Source organism: Paenibacillus sp. J5C2022 (assembly GCF_025567625.1).
Classification (GTDB): Bacteria; Bacillota; Bacilli; order Paenibacillales; family Paenibacillaceae; genus Pristimantibacillus.
Window position 1 is genome coordinate 1 of the sequence record NZ_JAOQJC010000035.1, and the last position, 19509, is coordinate 19509.

General features: G+C 51.4%; 15 protein-coding genes. 7 read left to right on the forward strand and 8 right to left on the reverse strand.

The genetic code is table 11. The features are described 5' to 3' along the window. Positions 1-1048: 1048 nt before the first annotated feature. From M6D81_RS23095 to M6D81_RS23125, 7 genes are all read right to left on the reverse strand, one after another. On the reverse strand, positions 1049-2059 hold the full coding sequence (locus tag M6D81_RS23095) for a Gfo/Idh/MocA family protein (RefSeq protein ID WP_262679478.1): 1011 nt from the start codon (positions 2057-2059) through the stop codon (positions 1049-1051). Positions 2060-2061: 2 nt separating this feature from the next. Further along, positions 2062-3081: a Gfo/Idh/MocA family protein gene (locus M6D81_RS23100; protein WP_262679479.1), complete on the reverse strand. Its 1020-nt coding sequence runs from the start codon at positions 3079-3081 to the stop codon at positions 2062-2064. An 81-nt stretch (positions 3082-3162) separates the two neighbouring features. Then, positions 3163-4539: an ABC transporter substrate-binding protein gene (locus M6D81_RS23105; protein WP_262679480.1), complete on the reverse strand. Its 1377-nt coding sequence runs from the start codon at positions 4537-4539 to the stop codon at positions 3163-3165. Between the two features lie 112 nt (positions 4540-4651). Further along, on the reverse strand, positions 4652-6265 hold the full coding sequence (locus M6D81_RS23110) for a response regulator (RefSeq protein ID WP_262679481.1): 1614 nt from the start codon (positions 6263-6265) through the stop codon (positions 4652-4654). Beyond that, a complete protein-coding gene (locus tag M6D81_RS23115) occupies positions 6258-8042 on the reverse strand; it encodes a sensor histidine kinase (RefSeq protein WP_262679482.1) in 1785 nt (594 codons plus the stop codon). Before M6D81_RS23115 ends, M6D81_RS23110 begins: the two co-directional genes overlap by 8 nt. 70 nt (positions 8043-8112) lie before the next feature. After that, on the reverse strand, positions 8113-8946 hold the full coding sequence (locus tag M6D81_RS23120) for a carbohydrate ABC transporter permease (protein ID WP_262679483.1): 834 nt from the start codon (positions 8944-8946) through the stop codon (positions 8113-8115). Then, a complete protein-coding gene (locus M6D81_RS23125; protein WP_262679484.1) occupies positions 8936-9838 on the reverse strand; it encodes a carbohydrate ABC transporter permease in 903 nt (300 codons plus the stop codon). Before M6D81_RS23125 ends, M6D81_RS23120 begins: the two co-directional genes overlap by 11 nt. A gap of 351 nt (positions 9839-10189) precedes the next feature. On the opposite strand from M6D81_RS23125, the gene M6D81_RS23130 reads away from it, so the two are divergent. The 7 genes from M6D81_RS23130 (at position 10190) to pssA (ending at position 18300) form a co-directional block, all read left to right on the forward strand. Continuing rightward, complete coding sequence (locus tag M6D81_RS23130; RefSeq protein WP_262679485.1) at positions 10190-10651, forward strand: CtsR family transcriptional regulator; 462 nt, start codon at positions 10190-10192, stop codon at positions 10649-10651. A gap of 24 nt (positions 10652-10675) precedes the next feature. Further along, positions 10676-11206: a protein-arginine kinase activator protein McsA gene (gene mcsA, locus M6D81_RS23135; RefSeq protein WP_262679486.1), complete on the forward strand. Its 531-nt coding sequence runs from the start codon at positions 10676-10678 to the stop codon at positions 11204-11206. Between the two features lie 21 nt (positions 11207-11227). Then, entirely contained in the window at positions 11228-12328 is a 1101-nt protein-coding gene (gene mcsB / locus M6D81_RS23140) for a protein-arginine kinase McsB (protein ID WP_262679487.1), read from the forward strand. After that, positions 12325-14769, forward strand: coding sequence for an ATP-dependent protease ATP-binding subunit ClpC (gene clpC / locus M6D81_RS23145; protein ID WP_262679488.1), 2445 nt, complete (start codon positions 12325-12327; stop codon positions 14767-14769). Before mcsB ends, clpC begins: the two co-directional genes overlap by 4 nt. A gap of 237 nt (positions 14770-15006) precedes the next feature. Beyond that, complete coding sequence (radA, locus tag M6D81_RS23150; RefSeq protein ID WP_262679489.1) at positions 15007-16374, forward strand: DNA repair protein RadA; 1368 nt, start codon at positions 15007-15009, stop codon at positions 16372-16374. Between the two features lie 12 nt (positions 16375-16386). Next, positions 16387-17463: a DNA integrity scanning diadenylate cyclase DisA gene (gene disA, locus M6D81_RS23155; protein ID WP_262679490.1), complete on the forward strand. Its 1077-nt coding sequence runs from the start codon at positions 16387-16389 to the stop codon at positions 17461-17463. 87 nt (positions 17464-17550) lie between these two features. After that, positions 17551-18300, forward strand: coding sequence for a CDP-diacylglycerol--serine O-phosphatidyltransferase (gene pssA / locus M6D81_RS23160; protein ID WP_262679491.1), 750 nt, complete (start codon positions 17551-17553; stop codon positions 18298-18300). A gap of 206 nt (positions 18301-18506) precedes the next feature. On the opposite strand, the gene M6D81_RS23165 is transcribed toward pssA, so the two are convergent. Then, positions 18507-19466: a tyrosine-type recombinase/integrase gene (locus M6D81_RS23165; protein WP_262679492.1), complete on the reverse strand. Its 960-nt coding sequence runs from the start codon at positions 19464-19466 to the stop codon at positions 18507-18509. Between the last annotated feature and the right edge of the window lie 43 nt (positions 19467-19509).

Here is a 19509-nt window from a genome sequence, read left to right on the forward strand (position 1 = left end):
GAAGAAGCCTATCGCGAACAAGACGATAGGTTTTTTTGTGCATGTCATGCGACGCTCCTCTCCCGTTGGGAGAGTGTTTGAACCTCCGATCGAAGCAACACGAAGCAGCAGGCCCGGCCCTAGCGGAAGGTTCAAACGCCGACCTCGAAGCTATCTCAAGTAGCACACTCATCCGGTGCGGAATGGGCGTCGCCAAGCACAAAAGAAGCCTATCGTGAACAAGACGATAGTTTTTTTGTGTACGTCAAGTGAAGTCCCACTCCATTTGGGCTATAGCTAAACCTTGAAAAGTAACTAGCTGTGTACGAATAATCGTATAAAACTAACCTATATTTTGCTAGAAGCAATACTTTGATCGGACAATCGTACAAAGTGTCAGGATCGGGAGTAACTTGGCTACATTTGTGTGAAAAATCGTACAAAGTGGCAGGTTTAAGGAGTGGATTGGCTACATTTGTGTGAAAAATCGTACAAAGTGGCAGGTTTCGGGAGTGGATTGGCTACATTTGTGTGAAAAATCGTACAAAGTGTCAGGTTTAAGGAGTGGATTGGCTACATTTGTGTGAAAAATCGTACAAGTGTCAGTTTTCGGGAGTGGATTGGCTACATTTGTGTGAAAAATCGTACAAAGGCGTGTGAATCGCGGTCTGGATTGTGATGTTGAACGAAATTTCGTGAAAGTGGAAAGGAGGAGAGTGGAGACAAATAGTAGATGCAAGAAATGGTGTGTAGGAGTTTAGTGCAACTGGTAAGGGAACGAAATGGTGTGTAAGAGAGGAAGCGAATAGTGGTGGACAGAGTGGTGCGTAAGGGAGGAAGCGAATAGTGGTGGACAGAGTGGTGCGTAAGGGAGGAAGTGAATAGTGGTGCACAGAGTGGTGTGTAAGAGGAAAGAGAGGAAAGAGAGGAAAGAGAGGAAAGGGGAGGCAAGAGAAGATTGAGGGGCGAGATAGGTGGTGCGAAGGAAATAAATCAAGAAAGCAGCAGAGGCACTCCTAAACAGGTTCGCCTGCTGCTGCCATCAGAATGTACGTATTGCATAGTTCATTTACCTTAATGAAGCCAGTTCAATTTCCTGTCTCTGGTTGGAGGATGTATAAGTTCCCAAAATAATCTCCAATGCATGTACGCCGTCTTCTCCAGTCACATTCGGGGAGCGATCTTCGCGGATGGAAAGCGCCATGTCCCGAATCTGCATGCGATGGCCGTCGGGCAATACTTGAAACGGTTCGAAGGTCGGCAGTTGAACAGGTTCGCCATCAGCATGCAAGAGCGTGATCTGATCTTCCGTGTAGATGGCCGTTCCCCTCTCCCCATGAATTTCAATTCGTTGGCCCTGATCCGGATCGGCAGTCGTTGTGACCTCAAGCACTCCCATAGCATCATTCTCATATTGCAGTAAAGCAATTGCTGTATCTTCGACTTCGATCCGGCGCTGCTTGGCTTCCGCTCGCCCATACACCGTCTTAACCTCGCCAACGAGCCATTGCAGCAAATCGATTGTATGAATGCCTTGATTCATCATCGCACCGCCGCCGTCCATCTCCCATGTGCCTCTCCAGCCCGCACTGTCGTAATACTGCTGACTGCGATAGATTTTCACGAAGGCATTGCATAACGTCAGCTTTCCTAAACCGCCACCTGCGAGAAATGCCTTCAAGAACTGTGCGGCGGGCGACATGCGGCGCGGGAATACGGTAGTCAGCTTCACCCCATATTCGTGACAAGCGGCAATCATTCTTCTTGCGTCCTTCAGCTGAATGGCAATCGGCTTCTCGCAGATGACATGTTTGCCCGCTTGCGCAGCCAGAATTGTCTGGTCGGGATGCAGAGCACTCGGCGTGCAAATGTTCACGACTTCTACTTGATTGTCTGCAAGTAATGCCTCATAGCTAGTATAGTATGCAGCACCGTATTTATTAGCAAATGCTCTGCCCTTCTCCTCATCCGTATCATATACCGCAATAAGCTCAGCTTCTTCTACTGCCGCAATGCCAGCCGCATGGATATCCGCAATGATGCCGCAGCCAACTATGGCGTATTTTACAGGATTCTCCACGCTTATCCCTCCTTCATCTCGTGTAAAGCATAAGTTACAGTTGCATCCGCCTCGATGGAGGCGCTGCTGGCCTGTAGGATGGCTTCATGGGTAAGAAGGACGCTCTTGCCGGCAATCCGGGCCAGAAAGTCCTCCGTAATTGTAACGGCGGGCTTCTCAAGCGGTATGTCTCTCCACTCTTCCTGTTCCGTAATGACATGCAGCAGGGGGTTCTCTGTGGAAATGGCGGGATCTCCAGCCAAGCGCAGCTCGGCGCTGCCTTTCGTTCCGGTTATAAAGATGCGGCCGTCGCCCCAAGTCCAGCTTTTTGCAGGCGTATGCCAATCCGCATACAATTGCATAACGCATCCGTCCTCCATCACTACCTGAACTGCTGCCGTATTATAGAAGCTCGGATGTTGCGGTAATATATCCTTGCCGACGTAGCCTTCAGTGCGACTGATTTCTTTGCCTGTGAACCATCGCAGCAAGTCGAAGTCATGGGTAAGCAAGTCGATCAGAATACCGCCGCACCGCACCTTATCAAAAAACCAGTCGGGTCGCAACGAAGCATTCAATTTATGCGGCTTGCGCATCGTCACACTGACAATCTCGCCTAATGTGCCTGCAGCAATGAGCTGCTGCGCCTTATGAATCGCCGGATGAAACCGCTCGGTGAGCAGCATGCCGACCTGAATCCTGCCTCGCTCTACAACGCTGTTAAGGCGGGCCAGTCCCGCTGCGTCGACGACTGCCGGTTTATCGACCATGACAGATTTGCCATATTGCTCGCAAAGCTCGATGACATCGATTTTCTCACTATTGATGGAGGCGCAGCCGACTACTTCAACTGAATCGTCTAGTAATAGCTGCTGATCGTCGGCAAGAGGTATGCCGTACTTCCTGGCAATGGCGCCGGCCAAAGCGATATTCTCCGGTTCATAGATACCTGCACAGCTATGGCCCAACTCCCGCATCTCGGAGATAAATATTTCTATATGGGCATGCTGGCAGCCGATAATCGCGTATTTCATCTCTTCCATCTCCCATCCTGCTATCGGATAAAGTGCCGAATCGGCGGAAGCCCGCCTCACAGCGAGCTCCCATACGGTCTGCCTCATTCATTAGTTGTTTTTCTCGAAAATTTTATCCGCCTCTTGACGGAACTCCGTTATGACTTCATCGATGCTTGTTTTTTTGAATTGCTGTTTTTGAACCAGCTGCTCGAACAGCTTGGTCACTTCGCCCGCGCCTTTCGGACCGGGATCGTACCACGACGGATTGCTGTCGGCGACATGCTCCAGCATGGCAATCATATTACGGTCGCGGTCGGTGAATTTAGGATCAAGGTATTCGCGGATCTTCTTGTTCTCAGGCAGCCCGCGCTCTGTCTCCAGACTATCGGCCGCAGCTTCCTCATTCACCATGAAATCAATAAACATCGCCGCTTCTTTCGGATGCTTCGACTTCGCGGATGCCGACAGGAACATGGCCGTCTGCAACACGCTGCCTGCATGGTCGGCATGAGGATAAGAGATCATATCCACGTTCTCCTTCATAATATTCTCATAGGCCGGGAATGCGGCGACCCAAGTAGGTCCCATTATCGCTACGTTGCCCTTCAGTAGAGCGTCCTTGTTAGGATCTGCATTGCTAAGCGGCAGGAAGGAAGCGGTCATATTGGCTGTCGGCGCAATGCCTTCCTCGCGCGCATCTTCCCACATCTGCAGCCAAGCTCTTAAGTGATCGTCCTGATAGCCCAGACGATTGTCCTGGTATAGCGTGTCGCCTTTCGAGAACAAATAATACATGAAGGCTTCAAGGGAAGCGGAAGCATCGAAGATGCCGTATACACTGTCGCCGATCTTGCCTTTCAGCTCCCGCGATTTCGCGAATAGCTCGTCCCATGTAGAATCGATTGCCGGCGGCTCGACTCCCGCTTGATTGAACATCTCCCGATTAATGAGCAGGACGGACGCATTATCCGACATCGGAATGCCGGTCAGCTTGCCGCTTACCGTGCCCTGATTTTTCAATATGTCGGCGTTCAAGTCTTCGGTGCGCAGTTCATTGCCTGCAAACGCTGTCAAATCGCCAAGAACTCCGCGCTCGGAATATTCCTTAATGTAAAGAATACTCATCTGCATGATATCGGGTGCATTGGACGCTGCCACTTGCGTGGACAGCTTCTCCCAGTAGCCGTCCCAAGAGGAATATTCGGGCTTCACTGTAATGTTAGGATGCAGCGCATTGAATTTCTCGATAGCTTGTAAAGTCCGGTCATGCCGCCCTTGGCTTCCCCACCAGGAGAATCGAAGCTCGACGTTCTCGGCGTCTTCTTTTCCGCCGTCTGTGCTTGCGCCAGGATTGCTTGTCGCGCCTGTATCCGGCTTTTCCGAATTGGATGAATGGCTTTGGCCGCAGGCTGCAAGCAAGCTCATGATCAAGAGCACGGCCATTGCAATAGAGACGCTTTTAAATCGGTAAGAGCGATTGTTCATCTGCATGTCCCCCTATAATTTGTTTGCTTACACCCTTCATTATAGAAACTCTGGATTTGATTAAAATATCATGAATCTACAAAATATGTTGTTTATATATAGAGGTTGTCCATCAAGCGAAGTCTGAGGGGTTGCAGCCGGCATATTTTTTGAACTGTTGACTGAAATAAGCGTTGTTTTTGTAGCCGACCATAAGCGCGACCTCATAGAGCTTGTACTTCCCTGACAGCAGCAATTCTTTGGCCTTCTCCATACGGATGCGCGTTACATAGCTGTTGTAATTTTCACCGGTGACCTGCTTGAAGATCTGGCTCAAATAATTCCGTGTCAAAAACACCTTGTCCGCCATCACATCAAGCGTAATATCCTCATCATAATGGGCTTGTACGTACCGCTTCATATAATCGACGGTTTTCTTGTGCTTATGCGATCCCCGGCTGTTCATTTCCTCGCTTGCAGGCAGCATAACCTCCTGCAGCCAACTTTGAAAATCTTCCAACCCGCTTATTCGCTCCAGTTCCTTATATAGCAGCAACTGAGGGTGAATGTCTTCCAGCAGTACGCCTTGATCGAATAGGCCGATCGTCAGCATGCCGGTCAAATGAATCGCCATCTCGCGAAGGGCGGATACACTTGGCTTATGCTCCATATCCTCCAAATGCCGGATTAGCCGATCGATTCGTTCAAGCACGAGAGAGCTTTGCCCTTCCGTTACCGCCGCAATCAGATTCTGATAATGCTCCACCGGCCTTCTGGACGCCCCCATGACCGGCTTGACGTCTTCGAATTCCTCCGGACACAATATGAATTTCTCGCTAACGGTCTCGCGCTCTGCGAGCAGATTCATGGCCAACTGATAAGACCGATGGACATCGTGAACGGAATCTACGCTAGTGCCGATAGCGGCCCATACTTGCAGCTTTAACAGGGAGCCAATCGTGCTGACCAATTCTCCGGCCAGCCTTTTCACCCGGGCTCTGCTATGTTCATAGCGGACGTCAGAGGGGGTGGTAGCGATGAGGGTGACCACATTTTGCTGGACATCGGCCAGATATACGCCTCGCCAGCTTTCGGTCATTTCGTCCACGATATTTTTCACGGCGTAAGTGAATTTCGCAAGGTCGCTGCGCTTCACATCCAGGCGATCCCTTGTGACGACATATTCAAGCAGCACTACAGTCAGTACTTGTCCGTCGAACTTTAATTTCGTGCGTGCCGACGCCTTCTGGAAGAAGAGGGTATCGGAGAAGTACGGTTCAAGCAGCCCCTTCAATACAAGCTTGCGGGTCTCGGGCAGATGCGATTCAAGCAGTTCCCGAAGCTCTTGCTCTTCCCGGCTAGTCTTCATAGTTGCTCTGATCTTGTCCGCAGTCCCTTTGACCACCTCACAGATTTCATCGATTGTAGCGGGCTTGGATATATAGTCGCTCACATTTAATTTCACGGCCGACTGCGCATATTTGAAGTCTTCATAGCCGCTCAGTATAATAACCTCCGCCGTATTGCCCTCGCTTCGTATATGCTTCAGCATCTCGATTCCGTCCAGCACGGGCATATAAATATCGGTCAATATCAGCTCGGGCAGGTGCTTCTCGATAAGCGCGAGGCCTTCCTTGCCGTCTACAGCCGTGCCTGCCACCTCAATGCCGTACTTTTCCCACGGTACGGAACGCTCCAGACCGTTCAACGTAAGCGTGTCGTCATCGATAATAATCGCTTTAATCATGCGGCTTCTCCTCCTCCTCCAGTTGCTTGAATTCCGCCGGCTCCTGCAACAGCATAGGCAGGCTTAACATGATCTTTGTGCCCAGATCGGGAGTGCTCTCCACTCGCAAGCCGCAGTTCGGGCCGAAGTAGAGTCCGAATCTTTCCTTGATGTTGCGGAGCCCGTGATGCTCCCGGGATGAAGGAAGCTCCTTTGTGTTCATGCCATGTCCGTTGTCCTCTACACACAAGTACAGCGTATGCTCATTCTCATGCCCGCTAATTTTGATATATCCGCTTCGTCTGGAATGAAAGCCGTGAATAATGGCATTCTCCACCAAGGGCTGAAGCGTGAGCTTGGGTAACCAGTAGACGAGAAGTCGTTCATCCATGTCGACCTCGAACTTGATTTGCTGCTGATAGCGAATTCGTTGCAATTCGACATAGCACTTCAAGTGCTCCATCTCGCGTGCCAAGGGAATGAACGTTCCGCCGCCGGACAAGCCGATTCGCAGCATCTTGCCCAGCAGGGACAGCATGCGGCTAATATCGTTTGCCCCGGCATCTATGGCATGCCAATTCATAATATCGAGGGTATTGTACAGGAAATGCGGATTCATCTGCTCTTGCAGCACTTGCAGCTCCGCTTCGCGTTTGCTTTTATTTTGCTCGTTCAGCTGCACAATCAGTTCTTTAATATTTTTCGTCATTTCATTGAAATTTTGATTCAGATAACCGATTTCGTTCTCGTAATCGTTCTCGACCTGGGTAGCGAGCTGGCCCGTCTTGAAGCTGTTCATCGACTTCACGAGCTTGCGGATCGGCTTGACGAATTGCCTGCTCAGCACGTAAGCCATTACCACCGCGAAAATAACGCAAAGCACGGCAGCAATCATAATAATCGTCTGAATTCGCTTGCTTCCTTCTGTAATATAGTCCCATGGGATGATATCGACCGATATCCATTGCGTACGCTGCTGCTTGTTCCAAATGACAAGCTGCTTGTCCTTCCATGAAACAATTGCATGGTTCGTATCCAGATCATCCTGCTTTAAAGTATCCCTCAGCGGCTGTTCTATCGATTCATAAGCGAGCGGGTCGGCATTGCTTCTGTTGGATTCCACAATCAATCTGCGGTTCGTGTCCAGTATATACCGGCCACCTTCCGCCTTGTCTCCGGATATTAATTCGTACATATAAGACAGCTTGATATTAAAGACGAGTATGCCGACCTCTTCTCCGGATGAGGACAACACTTTGCGTACAAAGCTGATGACATTCTCCGGCGAGCCGATATAATCGCCAACTTCAAGGCCATGAGTGCCCAGCCATACGTAATCGGCATGCTGAATGCGTTCATAATAAGGTGAATTTTGCAGGAAATCATACGTAAATACTCCGTTAGCGCCTCTATATCTGCTTGTAAGGCTGTTTTTAACATACAGCTGAACGGAATGCACCGCTTCTTTCACATAGCTGTGCCGGCTTAACATATCAATAATCATATTATACTGGCCTACCCGTTCGAAGGAGTCTTCGGGCTGCTGCAAATATTGCTTCACTTGCGGATTGCTGGCGACAACGAGCGAATCGTACTCAATGGTCTGCAACTGCAGGTCGAGCTGCTTATTGATTTCGTCCAGCAGAAGAATGCGCGAAGAGATCGTCTTGTCGACGACCTCTTGATTGGTAATATAGTAGCCCGTAACGCCCAGCAGCGCGATCAAGACGCCGGACAGGATCATGAAGGAGACGAAAAACGTTGTTTGAAGCGAAAAGACTTTGAGTGGGTTTTTCATAGGCTCATCCTTCTTGTAGTCGGTTTACTTCTCAGCATATAGGACGCCGGGCGGGAGCTCAAGTCCATTATTAACCTTTAATGCCGGTCGTCGCAATTCCTTCTACAAAATACTTCTGCGATGACATGAAGATGACGAAGCAAGGGATGACAGACAGCAACGCCATCGCGTACATCGGCCCCCACGTGACGGCGGACGAATTATCCAGGAACAGCCGCAAGGCGAGCGGTACCGTATACTTCGAAGTGTCCGTCAAGTACAGAAGCTGCGCCAGGAAATCGTCCCATGTCCAGATAAAGCTGAATATGGCCGATGTGATCAGAGCCGGAGTGCATAGCGGCAAAATAATGCGAAATGCGATTCCGGGCACCGAACAGCCGTCGATCTTCGCCGATTCGTCCAAATCGCGCGGAATGCCGCGGATAAATTGCACGATGAGAAAGACGAAGAACGGACTTACCGCCAAATAATGCGGAACGATAAGCGGCAGCGATGTTCCGATCCAGTTAAAGTTCTTGAACAGAATATATTGCGGCACGAGCGTAACTTGGGTAGGCAGCATCAGCGTCAGCATCAATATGGCAAACCATAAGCTCTTCAACGGAAATTTCAAGCGGGCGAATCCGAAGGCGACGATGGCGCTTGAAGCGACCGTTCCAATAACGGAAAGAACCGAGATGAAGAAGGAGTTGTAGAAGAACGTTCCGAAAGTAAAGCCCGGGATCGCATGCCAGCCATCTACAAAATTCTCCCATCTGATTTCGCTGGGCAGCAGCTTGCCGCTAGCAAATTCTTCATTGGGCTTAAGTGCATTGCCGAGCAGTCCGAGAATGGGGTAGGCCATGAATATGCTTCCCAGGAGCAGCACGGCGTACCGTCCGAGTTGATTCATATTAGTTTTCATAATGCACCCACTTACGCGATGTAATAAAGATCAATGCCGTTGCGGCCGCAATCAGCAGCATCAAAATCCAGGCCAGACCGCTCGCATAACCCATCTCGAAGAAGACGAATGCTTTCTGATACAAATACAGTGCGTACACAAGCGTGGAATCGATCGGTCCGCCTTTCGTAATGACGAAAGCCTGGGTGAACATCTGGAAGCTGTTGATCGTCTGCATGACCAGGTTAAACAAGATGATGGGGGTCAGCATCGGTATGGTCACGCTGAAGAATGTTCTGATCTTGGAAGATCCGTCAACGGCCGCAGCTTCGTAGAGATCGTTCGGAATCTGCTTCAAGCCTGCCAGAAAAATAACCATCGCGGAGCCGAATTGCCATACGGCCAGTGCAATTAAGGTCGTTAATGAAGTGTCGGGCAGGTTGATCCAATCCATCGGCGCGACGCCGAAGAAGGCCAGCAGTTTATTCACGACGCCCTCCATGCCGAATATATTGCGCCATATCGCCGCGATTGCCAAGCTGCCGCCGATCAGGGACGGCAAGTAATAGATTGATCGGAATACAGACATGCCCTTTATCGATCGGTAGAGCAGCATGGCGACAAGCAATGCGAAGGCGAGCTTCAGCGGTACGGAGAAGAGGACGTAACGAAAGGTGACTCCGAGCGATTGTACAAATGTGTCGTCTTCAAGGAGAATCTCCTTGTAATTAGCCAGTCCCGTCCACTTCGGGGACTCCAGCAAATGGTATCGGGTCATAGACAAATACAACGATTGCAGCATGGGTCCAAGCGTCAACGCAAACAATCCGATTAACCACGGAGCGACAAAGACATATCCCCAGAACGCTTCCGATAAGCCGCTTCGCTTAGAAGCTTTGGTCAGCAATGCCATAGCGAAACTCCTCCTTTATTAGCCAGTCCACTTGATGATACTCACATTCTAGCCAGCGGAGCGGGCAAAAAAAATAATACAAATCTATAAAGTTTTACGGTTATATACAGAACAATGGAGAAGATGAGGGGAACGTTTCCTTGGCTAGAGGGTATAAAGAAGGAAAAATCGCGTTATGCTAAATAGTGTTGGACCAATTCGGCCTTTATCGTTGAATCGTCAGAAAATTTAAAATCCGTATCTTGACCTTTCATGAAAATCGCGTATAATAAGGTTAAAGTCAAAGAAAGTCAAAGTCAGTTGATTGCGTGACGCTGACCTTTCGATGGCCATATCAGGGAGGTTGCCGATATGCGAAACATATCCGATCTCATTGAACAGTATTTGAAGCAGATGCTGGACGGCAGCGACGAAGGCGCTGTGGAGATTCAGCGCAACGATCTGGCGGATCGCTTCTCGTGCGTGCCTTCTCAGATCAACTATGTCATCAGCACCCGGTTCACGATGGAGAAGGGATACATGGTGGAGAGCAAGCGCGGAGGAGGAGGTTATATCCGCATTCAACGGGTAGACCTTCCGGCGCTGAAGACGATCCGACACCACATCGAGCATACGATCGGCAATTGCGTTGATCAGAGTGCGGCGGAAGGGTTGATCTATCAGCTGCTGGAAGCGGCGCTGATTACGAAGCGGGAGGCGAACTTGCTCCGTTCGGCGGTTAGCCGCGACACGATTGCGCTTAATCTGCCGATGCGAGACGAGATGCGAGCCAGACTGCTGCGGTCTATGCTCATTTCATTACTGGTCAAGTAGGGATTTGAAAAGGAGGGATTAGCCTTGTATTGCCAGGAATGCGGCAAGAGGCCGGCTACACTTCATTTCACGAAAATAGTCAATGGCGACAAGACGGAATTTCACATCTGCGAAAGCTGCGCGCGGGAGAAAGGGGAAGGCATTCCCGGCTCGCCGAACAGCTTCTCCATTCACAGCTTGCTATCCGGCTTGCTGGACTTCCAATCTATGGGCGGCGCATCACCCGGCAGCTTGGGAGCCCCTCCTCAGTCGACGCGATGCGAGGAGTGCGGACTGACCTATGCACAGTTCAGCAAAATCGGGCGATTCGGCTGCAGCTCCTGCTATCAGCAATTCGCCGACCGGTTGGACCCCTTGTTGAAACGGGTGCACGGAAGCACGGTCCATAGCGGGAAAATACCGAAACGTTCCGGAGGGAAAATACAGCGGAAGCGGGAGATCGAGGAGCTGCGGGGAGATATGCAGAAGCATATCGAGAATGAGGAATTCGAACAGGCGGCTTCCTTGCGGGACCGCATCCGAGAGCTTGAGCGTCAAAATTCAAGCATGTCATAGAAGCGGAAGGAGTGAGCGTCCTTGAGCAAGCATCGATTCTCACAGCATGCGCTTAGCGATTGGATGAGGGGCACGGGTCCCGATTCCGATGTCGTCATTAGCAGCAGGGTGCGTCTCGCCCGCAATCTGCGAGAGCAGCCGTTCCCTATGCTGGCGACGAGCCAACAAGCGAACGAAGTGCTGAAGAAGTTGGCCGAAGTGAGCTTGTCCGCCCAACTGAAGGGCTTCGGCGAATTCGAGACCATTATGCTGTCGGAGATTAGCGAGCTGGATAAGCGGGTATTGGTAGAGAAGCATCTGATCAGCCCCAATCTGGCGAATGAATCCCGGGCCGGCGCCGTCGTACTGAGCGACAACGAAGCCGTCAGCATTATGATTAATGAAGAAGACCATCTGCGCATTCAATGTCTGTATCCGGGCTTTCAAGTGGAAGAGGCTTGGCGGCATGCCAGCGCAATTGACGATATATATGAAGAATCTGCCGACTATGCCTTCGATGAAGTGCGCGGCTACTTAACGACATGTCCGACGAATGTAGGCACCGGCATCAGAGCTTCGGTGATGATGCATCTGCCGGCGCTTGTGTTAACGCAGCAGATCAACCGCATACTGACGGCCGTTACGCAAGTAGGTCTGGCCGTACGGGGGCTGTACGGAGAAGGAAGCGAGGCGCTGGGCAATTTGTTCCAGATCTCCAATCAGATTACGCTCGGCCAATCGGAAGAGGAGATTATCGATAATTTGCATGGTGTAGCCAGACAGATTATCGAGCATGAACGGGCGGCGCGCAGACGTCTGGCGGAGGAATCCAGCGTTCGCATTGAAGACCGCGTCAAGCGCTCCTATGGCATTCTGTCCTACGCTTCCATCATGGATTCCAAGGAAGCGGCGCAGCGGCTATCCGATGTCAGGTTAGGCGCGGATCTGGGACTGCTGGACAATGTGTCGCCCGGCATTCTGAATGAATTGCTGGTCATGACGCAGCCAGGCTTCCTGCAGCAGACGTTCAGTGAGCAGCTGAGCGCGGAACAAAGGGATCAGAGAAGAGCCCAGCTGATTAGAATGCAATTAAGAGGAGAAGAAGATATCCATAATGGGGAAAATGGAGGTGCATCCATATGATGTTTGGCAGATTTACAGAACGGGCACAGAAGGTGTTGGCACTTGCACAGGAAGAAGCGGTACGGCTGGGGCATAACAATATCGGCACAGAGCATATTCTGCTCGGCCTCATCCGGGAAGGCGAAGGCATTGCCGCCAAAGCTCTGACGGGCTTGGGGCTTGGGCTGGAGAAGATTCAGGATGAAGTGGAAGCGTTGATTGGACGCGGACAGGAGCAGCCGAACAATATCGCTTACACGCCAAGAGCAAAGAAAGTCATCGAGTTGTCTATGGATGAAGCGAGAAAGCTGGGCCACACTTATGTGGGTACAGAGCATATCCTGCTTGGACTTATTCGCGAAGGCGAAGGGGTAGCGGCGCGTGTGCTGAACAATCTGGGCATCAGCTTGAACAAAGCGCGTCAGCAAGTGCTGCAGCTGCTTGGCAGCAGCGAGGCGGTGTCCAGCAGCCACGGCTCGCAATCGAATGTCAGTACGCCGACGCTGGACGGTCTGGCGCGCGATCTGACGGCTTATGCGAAGGAGGGCAATCTGGACCCCGTCATTGGCCGCAGCAAGGAGATAGAGCGGGTTATTCAGGTGCTCAGCCGCCGGACGAAGAACAATCCTGTCCTGATCGGCGAGCCTGGCGTCGGCAAGACCGCGATTGCGGAAGGTCTGGCGCAGAAGATTATCGCCAATGAAATACCGGAGACGCTTCGCGACAAGCGTGTCATGACGCTGGATATGGGATCGGTCGTTGCCGGTACGAAATATCGCGGTGAATTCGAAGATCGGCTGAAGAAGATCATGGATGAAATTCGTCAAGCGGGCAATATCATCTTGTTCATCGACGAGTTGCATACGCTGATCGGCGCAGGCGGCGCAGAAGGCGCCATCGACGCCTCGAACATTCTGAAGCCGGCGCTCGCGCGCGGCGAGCTGCAATGTATCGGCGCCACGACACTGGACGAATACCGCAAGTATATCGAGAAGGACGCCGCGCTGGAGCGCCGCTTCCAGCCAATTACGGTGGATCAGCCTTCTCCGGAAGAAGCGATTCAGATTCTGCACGGCTTGCGTGACCGCTATGAAGCGCATCATCGGGTGAAAATTACGGATGAATCTATCGAGCAAGCGGTGAAGCTGTCCGATCGCTATATTACGGACCGGTTCCTGCCGGATAAGGCGATCGATCTGATCGATGAAGCCAGCTCCCGAGTAAGACTCAAGTCGTATACGGTACCGCCGAATCTGAAGGAACTGGAGAGCCGTCTGGAGGATATCCGCAAGGAGAAGGATGCCGCGGTGCAAAGCCAGGAGTTCGAGAAGGCGGCGGCGCTTCGCGACACGGAACAGAAGATGCGCGAAGAGCTGGATGTGACGAAGAACCAATGGAAAGAAAAGCAAGGCCGCACCGATTCCGAAGTAACGCCGGAAGATATCGCGCAAGTTGTCGCCAGTTGGACCGGTATTCCGGTGAGCAAGCTGGCGGAGGAGGAAACAGAGCGTCTGCTGAAGATGGAGGATATTCTCCATGACCGCGTCATCGGTCAGGAGGAAGCGGTCAAGTCCGTATCCCGCGCCATCAGAAGGGCAAGAGCGGGTCTGAAAGATCCGAAGCGCCCGATCGGCTCCTTCATCTTCCTGGGACCGACTGGTGTAGGCAAGACCGAGCTGGCGCGCGCGCTGGCGGAAGCGATGTTCGGCGATGAGAATGCGGTCATCCGCATCGACATGTCGGAGTATATGGAGAAGCATGCCACATCCAGACTGGTCGGAGCCCCTCCGGGATACGTTGGCTACGAGGAAGGCGGTCAACTGACCGAGAAGGTGCGCCGCAAGCCGTATTCCGTCGTCCTGCTCGACGAGATCGAGAAGGCGCATCCGGAAGTGTTCAACATTCTGCTGCAAGTGCTGGAGGACGGCAGATTGACGGATTCCAAGGGCCGGGTTGTCGACTTCCGCAATACGCTAATCATTATGACTTCCAATGTCGGCGCCGACCAGATCAAGAAGAACTCCACACTCGGCTTTACAGCGGCGAATGATGCCGGCCGCGACTTCAACAATATGAAGGACAAAGTTATGGCAGAGCTGAAGAAGAGCTTCCGTCCGGAGTTCCTGAACCGGATCGATGAGACGATCGTATTCCACTCCTTGGGCCAAGAGCATATCGCGCAGATCGTGACGCTTATGTCCGACGAGCTGCGCAAGCGTCTGAAGGAGCAGGATGTGGACTTTACACTGACGGACTCCGCGAAGGCGTTCCTGGCGAAGGAAGGCTACGATCCGCAATACGGTGCGAGACCGCTGCGCCGCGCCATTCAGAAGCATATTGAAGATCGTCTGTCGGAAGATCTGCTGATGGGGCTCATCCAGAAGGGCGATACGTTCGTCATTGATGAGCAGGACGGCGCGCTTGTCGTCTCCAAGGCAGTGAAGCAATCGGCGAACAACTAATACGAATTCACCCCGCAATCGCGCCAACCGCAATTGCGGGGTTTTCGTGTCTTCGGGGAACAGAAGCATAGGGAGGGACGGAACAAGTAAAGCTACATCTAATAGGTCCTTTTGCCGATATAAAGAAGAAAGCGTATGAGCGCAAAGAATCATTTTTCAAGAGTGGGTCGGCTTGCTTTCTAAGATGGACATTAAATGGTAAACTTTAAGTAAGAGAGTTGTTAGAGGGAGCTTCACATGGCCAAAATAAAAACGAAATTCATATGTAAAGAGTGCGGGACGGAATCGCCGAAATGGATGGGCAAATGCCCCGGCTGCCATGAGTGGAATACGATGGTGGAAGAGAAAGAAACCGTTGTGAAAACAAAAGGCGTCGGATTATCGTCAATCCATGCGAAAGAAAAACCGCAATCGATCATACATATAGAAAGTGGGCAAGAACCGCGAATCGAGACGCGCATGGCGGAGCTGAACCGCGTGCTGGGCGGCGGAGTCGTGCCGGGCTCGCTCATTCTGGTGGGAGGCGATCCCGGTATCGGGAAGTCGACGCTGCTGCTGCAGACGTCCTATGCACTCTCCTCCAAAGGGCTCAAGGTGCTGTACATATCCGGCGAGGAATCCGTCAGGCAGACCAAGCTTCGAGCGGACCGGCTCGGCGCTCTCTCGGAGAACCTCTTCGTATTGTGCGAGACGAATATGGAGCATATCAACGATGCGATTGAAAGCGTCGAGCCCGACTTCCTGGTTATCGATTCCATTCAGACCGTATACGATCCCCGAGTGGAATCGGCTCCGGGCAGTGTATCCCAAGTCAGGGAATGCACGGCGCACTTCATGCGCACGGCCAAGGTGAAAGGGATTGCAACCGTGCTGGTGGGACACGTCACGAAGGAAGGGGCTATAGCGGGACCGCGGCTGCTGGAGCATATGGTGGATTGCGTACTGTACTTCGAAGGCGAGCGGCACCATACGTACAGGCTGCTGCGTGCCGTGAAGAATCGCTTCGGCTCCACGAACGAGATCGGCATATTCGAGATGGAGGAGTCGGGTCTGCGCGAAGTGTCCAATCCGTCCGAGCTGTTCTTGTCTGAACGTCCGCTGGGTGTGGCGGGTTCTACGGTTGTAGCAAGCATGGAGGGCACAAGGCCGGTGCTGGTCGAATTGCAGGCGCTGGTATCCACGACGAACTTCCCGTCGCCTCGCCGCATGTCTACGGGCATCGATCATCACCGGATGGCGCTCATTATTGCGGTGCTGGAGAAGCGCAACGGCATGTTCCTGCAGACGCAGGATGCATACTTGAATGTGGCGGGCGGCGTGAGGCTGGATGAACCGGCTGTCGACTTGGCCGCGGCCATCAGCCTTGCCTCCAGTCTTCGGGATGCGCCGACGAAGCCTTATGACGTCATCTTTGGTGAAGTGGGGCTGACAGGCGAGGTGCGGGCCGTCTCCAGAGCGGAACAGCGGGTGAAGGAAGCCGAGAAGCTGGGCTTCAAGCGGGTAATCATGCCCGAGAAGAGCTTGAAAGGCTGGACACCGCCGGCACATATAGAAATCATCGGCGTTAATACTGTGGCTGAAGCATTGAAAGCAGCGCTTGAATAGGGGGCATAACCATTGAAAGAACCGAACCAGCAAGAAGTCATGAATAAATTGTTGCAGCTTATTGCGCCAGGTACCCCTTTTCGGGATGGTATGGAGAACGTGCTTCGGGCCAAGACAGGCGCATTGATCGTGGTAGGATACAGTCCCGAGGTGATGGAAGTCGTGGATGGCGGCTTCTCGATCAACTGCGACTTCTCACCCAACTACCTGTATGAACTCGCCAAGATGGACGGCGCCATCATTATGAGCGAGGATATGCGCCGGATTCTGTATGCCAATACGCAGCTTATTCCGAACAGCTCCATTCCTTCCATTGAGACGGGAATTCGTCACCGTACAGCCGAGCGTGTAGCCAAGCAGACAGGCAAGCTTGTCGTATCCATCTCGCAACGGAGAAATATTATTACCTTATACCAGGGCAATCTGCGCTATTCCTTGAAGGATATGGGCGTCATCCTGACAAAGGCCAATCAGGCGATTCAGACGCTGGAGAAATATAAAGCGGTATTGAATCAGGCGTTCACGAATTTGTCCGCACTGGAATTCGAAGAGCTGGTCACCCTGCAAGAGGTGGCCCATGTCATTCAGCGCGTGGAGATGGTCCTGCGCATCAAGATGGAGATTAATCGATATGTGAACGAGCTTGGTACGGAAGGCCGCCTGATCAGCATGCAGATGGATGAGCTTGTCGGCGGAGTGGAGGAGGACGCTTGGTATCTGCTCAAGGATTATGCGAAGGACAATTCGGATGAGAAAATCCGGGAGATTCGGGCAGGTCTGAAGAAGCTGAGTTCTGAAGAACTGCTGGATGCTTCTCCGGTCGTACGCCTGATTGGCTATCCTCAGACGAACAATATGGCGGAGGAATCCGTGTCGCCGCGAGGATATCGTCTGCTCAATAAAATTCCAAGGCTTCCGCTAATCATTATGAACAATCTGGTTGAGCGGTTCCAGCATCTCCCTGTCATCCTGATGGCGACGATCGAGGAACTGGATGAGGTAGACGGCATCGGCGAGGTGCGTGCAAGGGCGATTAAAGACGGATTGAAGCGAATACAAGAGCAAATGTTCATTGACAGACAGATTTAAATCCCATACAATAGGTTGAATGTGTTCCAAACTTTAGGATGCGCAACGGTTGCGTCAATGGGGCATAGTAGAGAAGAGGTGGATAAGATGATTACAAAGTCGATACCGAGCCTTCTCACGGTGGGAAATTTATCACTCGGCATAATTGCCATCATTCTGGTGTTTAACGAGAAACCGGAGCTTGCAGCCATGATGGTCATTATCGCCATGCTGCTTGACGGCGTAGACGGGCGTGTCGCCCGAGCGCTTAATGCCCAGAGTGAATTCGGCAAAGAACTGGATTCGCTGTCCGATGTGATCTCGTTCGGTGTAGCCCCGGCATTCATTATGTATGTCGTTGCTTTCCAAGAGCTGAACCCTGCGCTAGGCTGGATTGTAACGGCTTTGTTCCCGATATGCGGAGCGCTTCGCCTGGCCAGATTCAATGTGGTATCAGGTTCTCCCGGTTACTTTATCGGATTGCCTATTCCGGCAGCCGGCGGAGTCTTGTCAACATTGGCCTTGTTCAAGAGCGACATTCCCGTGGTCGTGCTGATTGCGAGCACTGTTCTGCTCTCCGTCCTGATGGTAAGCACGATTCGTTACCCCAATTTCAAGAAAGTCGGCATTCCCCGCAGCGCTGTATGGGTCGTTCCCATCATTGTCGTTGTTTCCGTTATTCTGGGGATACTGTTTGAGCATCATTTATCGAAAATACTGTTTATCCCGCTGCTTCTATACGCTTTGTACGGACTAAAAAAAAACGTTGACCGTCGAGTGCTGAAGAAGCGTTCCCGCAAGAAGGGAGCGGTCGACGAGGACATGGAAGAGACCGTTCAGTCGGAGAAACCGGCTTAAACGATAAAAAAAACGTTTCCGAATATCGGAAACGTTTTTTATTTTGGGTATTTTATTGCATTGATAAAACAATACCATAATAATATAGCTAGTGGTGTCGCATAATTATAGTTATACGACATGCTGCGTCAGAAAATGAGTAATATTACACAATATTATATAACTATTTTCCCAAATTTACAAATATCCGGCCAGCTCCTGAAGTATTAAGGCAGATACTCGTTAATCATGTCGCTGACATAATCGGAGGCTGATTTTGTTAATTGCTCCACAGTATGCAAATATCGCTGAGTCGTATTGATATGTGCATGACCAAGCGTTTCTTGCACTTGTTGCAATGATGCGCCGTTCAACAACGCAAGCGTTGCATTCGTATGTCTGAGCCAGTGGGGAGTCACTTGCTTGTTTAAGCCGCTGTTTACACAGGAGGATTGAATGATGCGTTCCAACTGACGAGGAGACAGCGGAAAGACGCGGTCGCTTGGCTGCTGAAGATTTGGCTTGTATAAGCCTAATGTATGATACATCTGCCATAGCGTCGCCGGTACTTTAATATCCCTTGATTTTCCCCCTTTGCCCCTCTCTACTGTAAGCCAAATCGATGATTCCAGCGGATCTGTGTAAAAGTCGCTCCAACGTATGCCGCACAACTCCGATACGCGAAGCCCCAACAAGAGAAGTGTGAGGCAGATCAAGTAATCGCGCGGACTGTTCTGGCGCAAATACTGCAGCAGCTTGCCCACTTCGCTCTTCGTAAGAAAGTGTTTTTTGCTGTTAAGCGGGATAATCGGCATTTTAATATTCGTTGTCGGATTGTTTTGGAATAGACCGATATTGGGATCGTTTCCCCATTTATACAACGACTTCAACGGCGCGATTCTGGAGGCGATGCTTGCGGGCGCCAGCGGCTTTCCTGTTAATGGGCTCTTCGTATTCATGAGCATATATTTGTAAGCCTCAATTTCCCTCCAGGTGACTGCATTGAACATTCGATAAGCGATGAACTCCCTGAATCGTGTAATCGCTCTCATATAGCTTTTATAAGTATGGGATGAACCGCTTTTGCTGGATAGGAACATTTGTATTATTTGATCATCCGAGAAGCCTGGTGACTCTCGTCGTTCTACCGGCAGCGACGGTTCCATTTTCTGAAGCTTGACTCGCACTCGTATGCCCCCCTTGTTGTCGTATAACTATAATTATGCGACA

Excerpts from the sequence above, each read along its gene's own strand:
- M6D81_RS23100 (WP_262679479.1), bottom strand. The coding sequence starts at position 3,081 with ATGGAAGAGATGAAATACGCGATTATCGGCTGCCAGCATGCCCATATA.
- M6D81_RS23105 (WP_262679480.1), bottom strand. The coding sequence starts at position 4,539 with ATGAACAATCGCTCTTACCGATTTAAAAGCGTCTCTATTGCAATGGCC.
- M6D81_RS23110 (WP_262679481.1), bottom strand. The coding sequence starts at position 6,265 with ATGATTAAAGCGATTATTATCGATGACGACACGCTTACGTTGAACGGT.
- M6D81_RS23115 (WP_262679482.1), bottom strand. The coding sequence starts at position 8,042 with ATGAAAAACCCACTCAAAGTCTTTTCGCTTCAAACAACGTTTTTCGTC.
- M6D81_RS23120 (WP_262679483.1), bottom strand. The coding sequence starts at position 8,946 with ATGAAAACTAATATGAATCAACTCGGACGGTACGCCGTGCTGCTCCTG.
- M6D81_RS23125 (WP_262679484.1), bottom strand. The coding sequence starts at position 9,838 with ATGGCATTGCTGACCAAAGCTTCTAAGCGAAGCGGCTTATCGGAAGCG.
- M6D81_RS23130 (WP_262679485.1), top strand. The coding sequence starts at position 10,190 with ATGCGAAACATATCCGATCTCATTGAACAGTATTTGAAGCAGATGCTG.
- clpC (WP_262679488.1), top strand. The coding sequence starts at position 12,325 with ATGATGTTTGGCAGATTTACAGAACGGGCACAGAAGGTGTTGGCACTT.
- radA (WP_262679489.1), top strand. The coding sequence starts at position 15,007 with ATGGCCAAAATAAAAACGAAATTCATATGTAAAGAGTGCGGGACGGAA.
- pssA (WP_262679491.1), top strand. The coding sequence starts at position 17,551 with ATGATTACAAAGTCGATACCGAGCCTTCTCACGGTGGGAAATTTATCA.